This is a genomic window from Hymenobacter siberiensis, assembly GCF_018967865.2.
GTDB classification, from domain to species: domain Bacteria; phylum Bacteroidota; class Bacteroidia; order Cytophagales; family Hymenobacteraceae; genus Hymenobacter; species Hymenobacter siberiensis.
The window spans coordinates 2,531,051-2,544,980 of record NZ_JAHLZY020000001.1 but is presented as its reverse complement, the minus strand read 5'-3'; the positions used below and the strand labels follow the sequence as shown (position 1 = coordinate 2,544,980).

Genomic DNA, 13,930 nt, shown 5'->3' with positions numbered 1-13,930 from the left:
AGTCAGAACACCGGCTCGGACAAATAGTTTAAGAGCGGCATGCAACTTTAACCTTCAAATATGCCCATATAAGCCCAATTAGCTGCCGTCTTACCGATACCGTGCCACAAAAAGCGGCCGGCCCTCGGGGTAGAGAGCCGGCCGTAGCACGAGCTAAGCAGGGGCAGGTACCGGGGTTATTTTACCCGCGTCCAGGTCTGCGATTTGCCGATGAGCGAGAAGCCGATGTAGCCTTTCACTTCCATCGTGTTCTGGCTTTCCATCTTCATGTAGCAGGAGTAGGTTTTGCCGGTTTCGGGGTCGTAGATTTTGCCATCGTCCCACTTGTTATTGTCGTCATACTTAAAGCCCTGCATAAATACCAGGCCTAGACGAGGGCGGCTGCGCAGCTTGGCATCGGGGTTCTGCGAGTCGGTTTTGGGTTTGCCGGTGGCGGGGTCGTTGGGAATGGTCAGGCTCACGATTTTGCCGCACAGCTTGTCGCCGCACTTGTAGATTTCGAAGGTGGCTTTCTTCTCCGTATTGGTCCAGACACCAAGCGGCGACATGGTTTGGGCGGAGGCCATGCCAGCGAGGCCCAGCACGAGGGCAACCAGTAAGAGCAAGGTTTTTTTCATTTCTGAAGATTGGATGAGGTGGGTTTGAGGGGAAAAGGTAAGCAAAAATTTCAGAGCTAAGCCAGCACGCTGGCTATTGCCCCTATTGCAAGTTTACAGCCAAGTTTACGCGCCGGGCCAATCAGAAAAAAATACGGCGGCAATAGCAAAATTAATATAGCTGTAAATCAGCCGTAAAGCCGCTTTTTGAGCAGCGCAGCCCCGAAAAAGCCGGGCAGATTTTGAACTTTAGCCCTTGCTATTAACTTTACGGGCCAGTAGTGAGTGCTACGACCCCATTTGAGAATCCCTAAATTATTGGGCCGCGATAATGAGGCAATGTCGAACGTAAAGAAAGGAGGTACAAAATGTCTAGTAGTCCCAAACAAATCCTGCCAAGCCTGTCGAATGTCGTACGCTTCACCGCAGTACACGCCTAACAACAGCTTCGTGGGGTAGCTCCTAAGGCTACCCACATTCGGCCAGGTCTTATCTGAAAGACGCCGGAACTGCACCCCAGTTTCGCCGCTTGGTAAGATTTGAAGGATTAGATGCCCGGTTTGCCCAGCCGCCCTTTAGTGGGACGGCAAAGGCAGGCCGGGCATCGTTGCGTTTAAGCGGTTTTGAAGGGCTTACTTGGCCTTGGTGGCCGGCCGCTTGCGCTTGGGAATAGACGCCGACTTCTTTTTAGCTGCCGATTTCTTCTTAGCGGTAATCGCGGCTGTCGGGTATTTCTTCGTCGCGAGCCGCTTGGGGAGCGCAGGAATAGGCGCGGCCACTGCTGCCACGGCCACCCGACGGGCAGGCAGCGCGGCCACGGGCGGCGTGCTGGCGGGGGCCGCTATCAGCTTCGGCCGCGCCGAGGCGGCAATGCCCGTGTCCGGTCCCAGCACCCGCCGCACCTGCATGAAGCGCCGCTCATAGTCGGAATTCTCCACCTGGTTCACTTTCACAAACGGCTCGCGGCGCGACGATGAGGCGTGCACGAAACGCAGCGGCAGCTCGCCCCGGGGCGATATCACAATGCCGGCGTGGCCCGGCGTGGTGTTGGTGGCAGCAGTGCCGGTAAACACGATGATGTCGCCGGGCTGGGCCTCGGTGCGGGCCACGGGTCGGCCCACGTCGATGAGCAGGGCGGTGGAATGCGGTACCGGCACCCCGAAATGGGCAAACGTGTACATGATGAACCCCGAGCAGTCGAAGCCCGTGAGCGGTGAGGTGCCCGCGTACACGTAGGGCGTGCCGCGCTGGGCCAGCCCGAAGGCCACCACGCTATCGGCGCGGGGCGGGAGGGCAGCGCCGGGGGCCGTGCGCAGGGATGCCGGCCGGGCACGCAGGGCGGCGTCGGACGGGCTGGTTTCCGCCATGGGTGGAGCGGGTTTGTGCTTCCCCAGGCGCGGCAGAATGGCCACCATCGCCATCAGCAGCCCCACAAAAATTATCCAGATATAGCGCATACAAAAGTCCGGCAAAAGGCGCGTGGCTGTCGGGTAAGCGCCGCGCTAGGTCCTAACGGCGGGGCCGCCTGCTAGGTTGGAGGCAACCTGCGGGGCTTACTTTGTGCCCTTGCTTCCAATTTAGTTAATTTTCGAATGCTTAGAAACTCAAACGTATTCCTGCGCACTGCTGCTTTAGCGGGACTTGTGTTAGCAGCTGAGGGTGTGAATGCCCGCCCAACAGCCGCCGTGGTGCCCACGCTGCGCTACACGCTGGCCATGCCGCTGCCCCAGTCCCACTACTTCGAGGTGAAGATGGAGCTGGGCGGCTTTTCGGCCGATTATACCGACGTGAAAATGCCCGTGTGGGCCCCCGGCTCGTACCTGGTGCGCGAGTATGCCAAAAACGTGGAGGGCTTCCAGGCCCAGACCAGCGGCGGACAGGCCCTGGTAGCGGAGAAAATTAACAAGAATACCTGGCGGGTACGCCACCCCAAGCAGGCCAGCTTCCGGGTGAGCTACCGGGTGTACGCGTTCGAGCTGAGCGTACGCACGTCGTTTATCGACGCCGACCACGGCTACCTCAACGGCAGCAGCGTGTTCATGTACCCGGCCGATAACAAGATGCTGAACAGCTCGCTGACCGTGCAGCCCGCCGCCGGCTGGGAGAAGGTGAGCACGGCCCTGCGCCCCGGCCCCGGCAAGTTCACCTACAAAGCCGCGAGCTACGACGAACTGGCTGATTCGCCGATTGAAATCGGCAATCAAAAAATACTGGAATTCACCGCCAACGGCACCCCGCACCAGGTAGCCATGTACGGGCAGTACACCGCCGACGACACCAAGCTGGTGGCCGATATGAAGCGCGTGTGCGAGGAAGCGCACCGCGTGGTGGGCCAGAATCCGCTCGACCACTACCTGTTCATCGTGCACAACCTGGAGCGCGGTGGCGGTGGCCTGGAGCACCTGTATTCGACCACGCTGGAGGTGAGCCGCGCCGCCTACGGCACCGATGCCGGGCTGAAGTCCTTCCTGGGCTTGGTGGCGCACGAGTACTTCCACCTCTGGAACGTGAAGCGCATCCGGCCGGTGGCGCTGGGGCCGTTCAACTACGACCAGGAAAACTACACCCACATGCTGTGGGTGAGCGAGGGCATGACGGAATACTACTCGAAGCAGATTCTGGCGCGCGCCGGCATCCTCAGCCGTGAGGAGTACCTGGGTAAGCTGGGAAATACTATCACGGAGGTGGAGAATACGCCCGGCAACCGCGTTCAGTCGGCGGCCGAGTCCAGCTTTGATGCCTGGATTAAGTCGTACCGGCCGAATGAAAACTCCAGCAATACCCAAATCAGCTACTACCCCAAGGGCGACCTGATTGGCACCTGGCTCGACCTGAACATTGCCCAGGTCACCAACGGTACCAAGCACCTCGACGACGTGATGCGCCTGCTCTACGACACGTATTACAAGAAGGCCGGCCGGGGCTTCACCGACCAGGAATACCAGGATGCCGTGGCTACCGTGGCCGGCCGCCGCTTCGACGAATTCTTTCTGAATAACGTGTACGACACCAAGCCCATCGATTTCGCCACTGCTCTCGGCTACGCCGGACTCACGCTCACCAGCGCACCGCTGAGCACCGACGGCACCCTTGGGGCCAACTTCTCGAACCGTGCCGGCAAGCTGCTCGTGGCCAGCGTAGTGCGCGACGGTGCCGCCTGGAACACCGGCCTCAGCGCCACCGACGAAGTCCTGCTCATCAACAGTGCCGCGCCGAGCGACGAAACCGTGAAAGCCCTCATCAGCAGCCCCGTAGGTGCCGATGTGAAGCTGCAGGTGCGCCGCGACGGCCTTACCCGCGACATCACCCTGCGCGCCCTGCCCAACCCCGACCGCAAGTTCACCATTCAGCCTGTGGCGAGCCCTACCGCCGCCCAGCAGAAAGTGCTGGCCAAGTGGCTGGGGAAGTAATTTCCGGCTTCCCTGCATAACTAAAGAGGCCCCGCTCAAATTTGAGCGGGGCCTCTTTAGTTATGCAGGGAAGTGGTGCCTTTCAATTGTTTCAATTGCGTGAAGACGTTTATTCCCAGCAGGTTCCAGCGCAAAAGCTGCGGGATGTTGTAGGCCAGCTGGCCGTGCTGAAAACGATAGATGCCAGGACCTATCGGCTCCCATTTGTGACCAACTCCCAGGCCGGAAAAATCTTGCGCAACGGTAGCGGCCGTCGTATCAGGGCCCGAACTCTTGATAATAACGAGCGAAAGGCGGTTGATAAACTTGTCGCTTATAACAGGCAAATAGATGCCGGGACGGAGCGCATTGGTATTGCTTACTGCTGTGCGCATTGGCACCGAGGCCTTTGGTTTACCGCCCGTCATGGCAAGTAGCAATAATGCGAATAGTCCGGTTTTGAGGATTCCCCATTCGCGAGCCAGAATCTTTACTGCTTTATAGCTTGCCCAGAGAAGCAAACCCAGTGCGACCAGATTGAGTAACTCCCAGATTATGTACAGCATCGGGCATAAAAAAGCGGGGCTGCTTGGTTGCAGCCCCGCTAAAATAGCAGTTCAAACCGTAACTTATTATTTAATCCGCTTCAGCGCCACTTCGCGCACCGGCGCAATTACCAGCGGCACCTTTTCTACCTTCACCGAGGAGGTGTCGAGGCCAAAATACTGGTCTTCGGAGGCGATAAACTGGCGGATGTAGAAGTAGGCCTGCATCACGAGCTTCTCTACGGTGGGGAAGTCGTTCTCGATGCTGAGGAATTTCTCCAGCACCACGAAGCGGAAATCGCCGGTGACGTGCTGCTTGCTCAGCGACTCGTAGCGCGAGGTGATGTCTACTTCCTTGTTGCGCACCAGGTCCTCAATCACTTTGCGGAAGTAGAGGTTGATGCGCTGCTGCACCCGAAAGCCCAGCCGGAAATTGATGCGGAACACGTCGTCCTTGGCTACTTCGGTCACTTTATACTCCATCGTGTAGGGCTCGTCGGTGGTGTCGACGTGGATGAACCAGTAGATATCCGCCCGCTTGGGCCGCTTCTGGAAGATGGAGTAGATGATTTTCTGCTCAATCTCGGTGCTGCGCTCGGCCGAGGTCAGGAACACGAGGTGGGTTGAGTATTTCGGGATGGATTCGTCGTCGCTGAGTTGCTTGAGGGCGTCCACGTAAGGTTCCAGCCGCACAAATTCCGTGAGGCGGCGCTTGATGTAGAATGCCTTGAGCCACACGTACATCACGGCCATGAGCGTGCCGCCGATGGCCAGCGACACCCAGCCGCCGTGCGGAAACTTAATCATGTTGGCAATCAGGAACGAGCCTTCGATGATGCCGTACACCACTGCAAACAGGACGATGAGCGGCATGGCTACCTTCTTCATCTTCAGCCACATGGTGAGCAGGACGGTCGTCATCAGCATGGTGAGGGTGATGGCCAGCCCGTAGGCGGCTTCCATATTGGTCGACTCGCGGAAGTACAGCACCACGCCGATGCACCCCAGCAGCAACAGCCGGTTCATGCTGGGCACAAAGAGCTGGCCCTTCACGTCGGTGGGGTAGTTGAGCTTCACTTTGGGCCACATATTCAGGCGGATAGCCTCGGCCACCAACGTAAACGAACCCGTGATGAGCGCCTGCGAAGCAATGATGGCCGCAATGGTTGCCACGCTGATGCCGATAAGTAAAAACCATTGTGGCATAAGGGCATAGAACGGGTTTTTACCGTTCAGCATCTCGCCCTGGTGGGCCAGCAGCCAGGCTCCCTGCCCCAGGTAGTTGAGCAGCAGCGAGGTTTTCACGAACGTCCAGCTGATGCGGATGTTGCCCTTGCCGCAGTGGCCCAGGTCCGAATACAGGGCCTCGGCTCCGGTGGTGCACAGAAATACCGAGCCCAGCAGCCAGAAACCGCCGGGGTAATGCACCAGCAGGTCGTAGGCGTAGTACGGGTTGACCGCCTTCAGAATTACCGGGTTTTGGATAATCCAACTTGTACCCAACACACCCAGCATGGTGAACCACAGGAACATAATCGGTCCGAATGCTTTACCAACAATCTGTGTACCAAAGCTTTGTAGTAAGAAAAGCCCCGCAATAATACCGATAACGATATAAACAACAATGTCCTGGGTCAGCGTTGGAAATACGTTTTTAAGGCCTTCGACCGCCGATGATACTGAAATAGGCGGCGTAATCACCCCATCCGCCAGCAGGGCGGAACCGCCAATGATGGCCACGGCCGAGAGCCAGGCTCCCCGCCGCCGCACCAGGGCGTAGAGCGAGAAAATGCCACCCTCGCCGTTGTTATCCGCGTTCAGCGTAAGCAGTACATACTTGATGGTAGTCTGGAGCGTGAGCGTCCAGATAACGCAGGAAATGCCGCCTAATACGAGGTGTGCATCAATCAAATCGGGCACGCGGCCGCTTCTCAGGATGGACGACATCACGTAGAGCGGCGAGGTGCCGATGTCGCCATAAATGATGCCCAAGGCAATCAGCAGCCCCGCCCCGGAAATGGCGGTGTGCGAATGTTTAGTATCGGAACTCATAAAGTAAAGGTGAGGTATCGGGGGCTAAGCGGGGAATGGTTTACGGGGCGCGAAGGTAGCGGATGCGCTCCGGCCAGCAGCCTTACGGCCGCACGCCAGCATGGGACTGAAATCAGCACTGGTCATTTTCGTCGGTGGCCGCCTGGGCCTGGGTCTGGTCGGCCAGGGCCGCCGCTTCGGCCGCGAGCTGGGCCGCCAGGCGCACGGCTTCGTCGTGCGCGGCTAGTGCGGCGGCGGCCACGCGGGCATCGTAATCGTGCACGCGGTAGATGCGGCGGTTCAGCTCGGCGGTGAGGCGCAGCCAGGGCGCGGTGTCGCCGGGCAGGGCAAAGTTGACCATCTCGCGGCCCAAGCGGTGCAGGCGCAGGCGGTTGGTCCCGCGATGCCCGTAGGCCAGCAGCAGCGCCGTGGCCACCATGCCCAGCATGGCCGGGCCGGTGCGGAGCTGGTTTTGCAAAAAGGCTATCATAACGAAGGCTAGCCCCAGGCCCCCGAGCAGGTACCAGAGTATCCACTTCACGGGCGTGATTTCGGCCCGCTCCAGCTCGCGCAGCGAGAACTGCTGGCCCTGCACCGTTACGGTACTACCGGAGAGCACCACGCGGCCGTCGTCGGACCGTACTTCGGGCAGGGGCGGCAGCTCCGGCAGCGGCTCGATGAGCGGGGCGGGCTGGTAGTGGGGCGCGGCGGGGGCAGGAACCGCTGCCGAACCGGGCGTAGGCAGCAAAGAGGCCCCGGAAGGTTGTTCCGGGGCCTCTTTGGGCTGGTCAGCGGGCGGCTGGGCTTCGAAGGGATTCATGGTCTTGGAAACAGCCGGAATGGTGCTGGTAGGGCGGCTCCAGGCAGGGGCCGCCGTGCGGGTAGCGGCGGGAATATTTCCCGCCGCTACGCTCGCTCAGTTGTTCACTTTCAGCAGCTCCACATCGAAGATGAGCGCGGTATCGCCGGGAATGTCGCGGCCCGCGCCGCGCTTGCCATAGGCCAGGTCGGAGGGGATGTAGAGGCGGTACTTCGAGCCTTCGGGCATGAGCTGCAGGGCTTCTGTCCAGCCGGCAATTACGCCGTTGACGGGGAAGGTGGCGGGCTGGCCGCGCTGGTAGCTGCTGTCGAACACGGTGCCGTTAATCAGGGTGCCGTGGTAGTGCGTCGTCACCGACGATTTCAGGCTGGGTTTGGCACCCGTGCCCTGCGTGATTACCTCGTACTGGAGGCCGCTGGGCAGGGTGGTAACGCCGGCTTTGCTGGCATTTTCGGCGAGGAAGGCTTCGCCTTCGGCTTTGTTGTTGTTCATGGATTCGGGGTCTTGGGAATTATCGTCTTGGTCGGCGCCGCCCATCTGCTCCTGCATCTGCTGCATGGCGGCCTGCATCTGCTCCTGGGTGAGGCGGCTGGGGAGGCCCTGCAGGCCTTCCTTCAGCGCGCCGGCCAGGGTATCAACGTCCAGTTCGAGGCCCTGCTGGGCAAAGTTGCGGGCCAGGTCGCGGCCAATGATGTAGCTCACCTGAGCTTGGTGGGAATCGAGGTTCATAAAACCAGGAGGGGAATTGGTGAAGCGGCGGAAGCGGCAACGCATGGCCGCCCGCCGCCGTGAAAAAGAACTGCTACGGGGCACGCCGTTGCGGGGGCAAGGTTCCAAAAGCCGCGCCGAACCGCCCGGGTCCGCCGCATTGGCCGATGTCACAACAAAAAAGCCCGGCTAATAGCCAGGCTTTTTCAGATAATAATGCGGATAGGGTGCTGTGTAGCGATACAATAGGGATTAGCAGTAGTACTGGTGGTCGTCGTCGCCGTGGAAGAAGAACGTCAGGTCGAGGCCGGCCAGTTTGGCAGCCAGGTAGCTCACGCCGCCCAACAGCAGCAGCGAGGAGAACGAGAAAGCAGCGGTTTTTTTCATATCGATAGTGCGCACAGGCCTAGTGGTTAATGCTACGGTAAAGATACGGCACAACCCGATAAATGTTATGCATGCAGCATGAAATAACGATTTAATAATGGTGATATGTGGGGTGCGGGAGCCCACTCTGCCCCCCACACCAACTGCCTACAACCCAAAATCCGGTACTTCCACTACGGCTCCCGGGGCCATGTCGCCCAGCCAGATACCGCCCACCCGCACGCGCACCAGCCGCAGGGTGGGGAAACCCACGGCCGCCGTCATTTTGCGCACCTGGCGGAATTTTCCTTCCCGCACCGTAATCGCCACCCAGGAAGTGGGCCCATGCCGGTCGTCGCGGATTTTGCGGGTGCGCGGAGCAAAGGCGGGGGCGGAGTCCAGGCGGTGGGCGGCGCAGGGGCTGGTGATAACCTTTTCGCTGTGCACTCCGATTTCGACTCCGGCCCGCAGCCGGGCCAGGGCAGGCTCGTCCATGAGCCCATCAACCTGGGCGTAATATTCTTTTTCGACGTGCCGGCTCCGGATGGCTTCGCTCACCTTGCCATCGGTGGTGAGCAGGAGCAGGCCTTCGCTGTCCTCATCGAGCCGGCCAATGGACATGGTGCCCGCCGGAAAGTCATGGAATTTGCCCAGCATGGTCTTTTTCGCCTCGCCCGAAAACTGGCTGGTGAACTGGCTGAGGCAGCCGTAGGGCTTATGAATAAGAAAGTGGCGATGGGACATACGGGGAGGAATGGGCTTATTGCTGGCACGCGGCGGGGAGCGGCGCGGGCGGCAAAGGTCGGGCTTCTCCCTTGCTGGCGGCCTACGCAAAGCTGTGAAAACAGCAGGGGATTATTGCAGCTCCTCCACTTCCACCCGCCGGTTGCGGGCATCGGGCGAGTGGTAGAGCGGGCGGGAGTCGCCGTAGCCGATGGTGCGGAGGCGCTCGGGCGCAATTCCGGCTTTTAACAGGCAGGTTTTCACGGCCTCGGCGCGCTGCTCGGAGAGCGCCTGGTTTTTATCGGGCTCGCCTACTTTATCGGTGTAGCCGGCAATGCGCAGCCGCAAGGCCGGGCGGGCTTTGAGCTCGGCCGCCAGCTGGTCGAGGGCCGGGGCGGCGGTGGGCATCAGCTCGGAGGTGCCCACTTTAAACAATACGGTGGGCAGCACCACCGGGGCCGGCGTGGCGGGCAACAGGGGCGCGGCCGGGGCCTTGGCAACCGAGTCGACTGGCGGAGGGGCAGGAGCAGGCACGGGCCTCGGCGCCGGAGCCGGCGGCGCAGGTCTGGCCCCGCTCACCTGAATGGTGATGGGCACCACCGGGCTTTGGTCGGTAGGATAATAAGCCTGCTTGAGATAGAACGTGGTGGTTTTGCTGAGCCTGGTGCGGTAGGTATTGCCCGAGTTTACGGGTTTCTTCAGCTCGGCATCGGCAAACCAAAGCACATTGCGGCCCGATACGCGCAAGCTGCTTTCGGCCCCGGCCGGCACCGTGGCGGCCGATTTTAACCTGATGCGGTAGAGCATTAACGTGCCCACGCTGCAGCCACCCACGGGGCGGTAGGTGGCGTGGCCGGTGAGCTTTTCGAGGGCAGGGTCGTAGGTGAACGTAATGGAGCCGTCGCACCAGTATTGGGTGAGGGTGCGGCCGGTTTCGTTCAGCTTCTCGCCGTGTTCGAGGCGCAGGCCGGTGGCGGTGCGGGTGCCGCGCATGCCGAACGTGACCGTGATGCTCGGGTTGGTATCGGTTTCTTCGTAGAGAATGCCGAACACATTGCTGCCCTTGCTTTTTTGCAGGCGCAAGACCGTGGGCCAGAAGGCCCCCGGCTGGCCAGTATCCGTTTCAACTCCCTGCCATATACCCGTCAGGGATTGGGCCGGTGCCGGAACCGCGAACAGCAGGGCCCCGATACCAAAGCAAAAGCTGCTTTTCATTTCATAGGGTAATAATTCGTTCGTCAGAAGTTTGACGGCTAACCAGAAGGAGGAAAAAAACTATGGGGCCAAAGCAGCAAAATGTGTAGCCTGATTACGGCAGTACCTCTATTTCTACGCGCCGGTTGCGAGCATCGGGGGTAGGGTAGCGCTGGTGGCTATCGCCGTAGCCAATGGCTGCCAGGCGCGCAGGAGCAATGCCCGATTTCACAAGAAAGGCCATTACCGCTGCCGCCCGTTGCGTGGATAGTACCTGATTTTTGTCGGTTTCGCCTATCCGGTCGGTATGGCCGGCTATGCGAATGCGCATGGCGGGCCGGGCTTTCAGGTCAGCCGTGAGCTGCTCCAGGGCAGGAGTGGCGGTAGGCAGCAGCGTGGCCGTACCCACAAAGAAGAGTACCGTGGGCAATAGTACCGGAACAACAATTGCAGGTGCGGAGGTAGACGGACGCTGCTTAGCAACAGATTTTAAAGCAGGCCTTACCCGTATGGTTACGGCGGTGGCGGTGCTTTTGCGCGAAGGATAGAACCCCTGTGTTAGGTAGAAAGTGGTGGTTTTTTGCAGACGGGTGCTGAACGTATTGCCCTGAGCAACAGGGCGTTTGAGTGCTATGTCCGAAAACCAGCGCACATCGCGCCCCGAGACGCGCAGGGTAGTTGAAGCTGCAGCAGGCACAACCAAACTTGATTTCAGCTTTATCCGAAAAAAGGTGAAGGTGTAGTCCATACTCCGGGTATACCTCCCTGGAGAGTTCTTTCCAACAAGCATCTCCTGCCGTTCATCATAGGAAAGCGTAATGGGTGCGGCATCCCAACTGAAGTTTGGGTTGGAAGGGCGACGTTCTTGTAAAATGCTATCGAATGCAATAACCAGCGTCTTAGCTGATAGCGTGCCCGTTAGCTGGTAGATAACACAATACTTTCCGTATTCAAATTCCTGATAGAAACATTCTGAAAGTGGGGCGGCACTTTGCTTGTAAATCTGCATAGCTATCGGGCTTACGACCCGTCTGGGCAGGTTAGTAGCAGCGCCTTGCCAAATGCCGGATAAGTCCTGAGCGAGGCAGGGGGCTGCAAAAGCAAGAAGTAGAAAAAGTAAAGTGAACCAACGTTTCATTCCCCCAAATTAAGGTCGGGACGAAGGAAACGAAACAAACTACTACCCCAGATAGGCCATTTCCTCGGCGCTCAGCTCAATATCGGCCGCCTTGAGGTTTTCCTCAAGGTGCGCCAGCGACGACGTGCCCGGAATGGGCAGCAGCCAGGGTGAGCGGTGCAGCAGCCAGGCAATGTTGAGCTGGGCGTCTGTCACGCCGCGCCGGCGGGCCAGCTCGGTTAGCTTCTGGCCGGCGTTGGGCAGGCCGTGCACCAGCGAGAAGAAGGGGATGAGCGGAATGCCGTGCTGCTCGCACAGGTCCAGCACTTCTTCACCGCCGGGGTTGGTGCCGTAGGGGAGCACCACGGTGGTGCGCTGGGCATAGCTGTACATGTTTTCGACGGTGGCAATCTCGCCGATTTTCAGCCCGGCTTCCAGGTCCTCGCGGGTCACGTTGCTCAGGCCTACATGCAGGATTTTGCCCTCGCGCTGCATCTCAAACATGGCCCCGAGCTGCTCATCGAGCGGTACTGCGCCGTGGCCCATCAGTCGCAGGTGCACCAGCTGAATCTGCTCCTGCTTCAGGGTGCGCAGGTTGTTGTCGATGCTGGTGCGGAGGTTTTCGGGGGTGTTGAAGGGCACCCAGCTTTTGTCGGGCCGACGGGTAGCACCTACTTTGGTGCAGATAACCAAGTCGGTCGGGTAGGGGTGCAGGGCTTCGGCAATGAGGCGGTTGGTTACGTCCTCGCCGTAGTAGTCGGCTGTGTCGAGAAAGTTGACGCCACTGGACACGGCGGTTTTCAGGATTTCGAGTGCTTGAGGCCGGTCGGCGGGCTCGCCCCAAATATCAGTGCCGGTGAGGCGCATGGTGCCGTAGCCAAAGCGGTTAACGGTGAGCCGATTGGTGGAGTGCCGGGCGATGGTGATTTGCATGCTACCACAGACGTTTGACGGGCTGTTTTGTTTCGATAAAGTGGCGAAAGGTCTGCAGCGAGGCTTTTCAGCCTTGGCACCCGGCTTGCACCTTCACCGGTCGGCTACCGGGTAAGCCGATAAATCATGAGGGCTGCCCGCTCCACCAGCTTCGGAAAGTCCCTCATATTAATGGTTTCGCCCGCGGCATGGGCACCCTTGCCCGATGCGCCCAAACCGTCGAGGCAATCGAGGTACTGGGCCACGTAGGAAATATCGCCGGCCCCCCGGGAGCCGGGGTCGCTGGTCGTAACCGGCCCAAAGCCCAGGTCGCGGCTGGTCTGGTCGGCCAGAGCGGCCAGCTTTTGGTTGCCGAGGGTGGGGGCCATGCCGGGCAGCCCGTCGGTGAAGGTGATTTCGGCCCGGGTACCGGCCAGGCTCTGCGCCACGATAGCGCGCATCTTGTCGCGGGCGGCTTCTTTCTGGGCTTCGGTCAGGAAGCGTAAATCACCGATGACCGTGGTGGTGGGCGCAATAATATTGGCTTTGCCCACTACCTCGCCCCGCGCTCTGGTTTCGTCGTAGCTCACTTCGGAGCCACCCACCATCAGGCCCGGGTTGAACGTCAGGTTCTGCTCCTGGCTCAGGTTTTCGCGGAAGGAATTGAGGATGCGGGCCGCTTCGTAAATGGCCCCGTAGCCCACGGACGGCTTAAAAATGCCCGACGAGTGGGCAGCCTTGCCAAAGGTTTTGAGCTGCCAGGTACTCGCGCCACGGCGGGCAGTGGCCACGATGTTCAGGTTGGTGGCCGTTTCGAAGGCCAGGGCTACCTGCGCTTCCCGGGCTTTGGCAATGAAGTCGGCGCGGCTTTCCGGCCCTTGGCCGCCCCGCTCTTCGTCGCCCGTAAAGTAGGCCGTGATGCTGGTGTTTTTAAGCAGGCCGTTGGCTTGCAGCGCCTGCAGCGCGGCCACTATCACTACGTCGCCGCCTTTCATGTCGTTTACGCCCTGGCCGGTGGCCGTCGAGTCGTTGAGCCGCGTGAACTTGGTGAAGGGCATATCCAACTCAAATACCGTGTCGAGGTGACCAATCAGAAAGAGCTTCTTGCCCTTGGTGCCGCTGTGCCGGGCTACTAGGTGGCCGGCTCGCTGCATACTGGCGGGCATAGCCACCCACTCGGTTTTAAACCCCAGCGCGTCGAACTCTTTCTGGAATACTGCGCCCACCTGGCGCACGCCCGCCACATTGAGCGTGCCGCTGTTGATATTGACGACCTGTTCCAGCAGCTGCTCTGTCTGCGGCATGTGCTGCTGCACCGAGGCTACAATCCTGCGCTCGGTAGTAGTGAGGGTTTGGGCATTTGCAGTGTGCCAGCCCAATAGAGCGGCGGCGAGTAGGCGTTTATTCACAGTCGTTGGGCTAACTAAGGAATAGCAAGGTACTAGGCGCAGAACCAAGTTTAGCGCTAGCTCGCTTCAGTTTAGATTATTGGCCACGCCAGCAGAATGCAGACACCGTATTCATCCCCA

At 59.8% G+C, this 13,930-nt stretch carries 13 protein-coding genes; 1 reads left to right on the top strand and 12 read right to left on the bottom strand.

The genetic code is table 11. The features are described from left to right. Positions 1-176: 176 nt before the first annotated feature. Together KQ659_RS11300 and KQ659_RS11295 are read right to left on the bottom strand one after the other, a co-directional pair. Positions 177-617, bottom strand: coding sequence for a DUF2147 domain-containing protein (locus KQ659_RS11300; protein WP_216688702.1), 441 nt, complete (start codon positions 615-617; stop codon positions 177-179). A gap of 611 nt (positions 618-1,228) precedes the next feature. Beyond that, positions 1,229-2,053, bottom strand: coding sequence for a C40 family peptidase (locus tag KQ659_RS11295; protein ID WP_216688703.1), 825 nt, complete (start codon positions 2,051-2,053; stop codon positions 1,229-1,231). 186 nt (positions 2,054-2,239) lie between these two features. On the opposite strand from KQ659_RS11295, the gene KQ659_RS11290 reads away from it, so the two are divergent. After that, complete coding sequence (locus KQ659_RS11290; RefSeq protein WP_226929949.1) at positions 2,240-4,006, top strand: M61 family metallopeptidase; 1,767 nt, start codon at positions 2,240-2,242, stop codon at positions 4,004-4,006. A 56-nt stretch (positions 4,007-4,062) separates the two neighbouring features. Here the strand turns inward: KQ659_RS11290 and KQ659_RS11285 are convergent, their stop codons facing one another. From KQ659_RS11285 to KQ659_RS11245, 10 genes are all read right to left on the bottom strand, one after another. Continuing rightward, complete coding sequence (locus tag KQ659_RS11285) at positions 4,063-4,551, bottom strand: hypothetical protein (protein ID WP_216688704.1); 489 nt, start codon at positions 4,549-4,551, stop codon at positions 4,063-4,065. A 66-nt stretch (positions 4,552-4,617) separates the two neighbouring features. After that, positions 4,618-6,582 (bottom strand): KUP/HAK/KT family potassium transporter, encoded by a 1,965-nt coding sequence (locus KQ659_RS11280; protein WP_216688705.1) that lies wholly within the window; start codon positions 6,580-6,582, stop codon positions 4,618-4,620. Positions 6,583-6,694: 112 nt separating this feature from the next. Further along, positions 6,695-7,381, bottom strand: coding sequence for a hypothetical protein (locus KQ659_RS11275; RefSeq protein ID WP_216688706.1), 687 nt, complete (start codon positions 7,379-7,381; stop codon positions 6,695-6,697). Positions 7,382-7,477: 96 nt separating this feature from the next. After that, positions 7,478-8,110 (bottom strand): FKBP-type peptidyl-prolyl cis-trans isomerase, encoded by a 633-nt coding sequence (locus KQ659_RS11270; RefSeq protein ID WP_216688707.1) that lies wholly within the window; start codon positions 8,108-8,110, stop codon positions 7,478-7,480. A gap of 231 nt (positions 8,111-8,341) precedes the next feature. After that, on the bottom strand, positions 8,342-8,476 hold the full coding sequence (locus KQ659_RS21480; RefSeq protein WP_262898300.1) for a hypothetical protein: 135 nt from the start codon (positions 8,474-8,476) through the stop codon (positions 8,342-8,344). Positions 8,477-8,623: 147 nt separating this feature from the next. Beyond that, positions 8,624-9,199 carry a pseudouridine synthase gene (locus KQ659_RS11265; RefSeq protein ID WP_216688708.1) on the bottom strand — a complete coding sequence of 192 codons (576 nt, stop codon included), beginning with the start codon at positions 9,197-9,199 and terminating at the stop codon, positions 8,624-8,626. A gap of 111 nt (positions 9,200-9,310) precedes the next feature. Next, positions 9,311-10,393: an OmpA family protein gene (locus KQ659_RS11260; RefSeq protein WP_216688709.1), complete on the bottom strand. Its 1,083-nt coding sequence runs from the start codon at positions 10,391-10,393 to the stop codon at positions 9,311-9,313. Between the two features lie 94 nt (positions 10,394-10,487). Beyond that, a complete protein-coding gene (locus KQ659_RS11255) occupies positions 10,488-11,510 on the bottom strand; it encodes an OmpA family protein (protein ID WP_216688710.1) in 1,023 nt (340 codons plus the stop codon). Positions 11,511-11,552: 42 nt separating this feature from the next. Next, positions 11,553-12,422 carry an aldo/keto reductase gene (locus KQ659_RS11250; RefSeq protein ID WP_216688711.1) on the bottom strand — a complete coding sequence of 290 codons (870 nt, stop codon included), beginning with the start codon at positions 12,420-12,422 and terminating at the stop codon, positions 11,553-11,555. Positions 12,423-12,526: 104 nt separating this feature from the next. Beyond that, positions 12,527-13,810 (bottom strand): M20/M25/M40 family metallo-hydrolase, encoded by a 1,284-nt coding sequence (locus KQ659_RS11245; RefSeq protein ID WP_226929948.1) that lies wholly within the window; start codon positions 13,808-13,810, stop codon positions 12,527-12,529. Between the last annotated feature and the right edge of the window lie 120 nt (positions 13,811-13,930).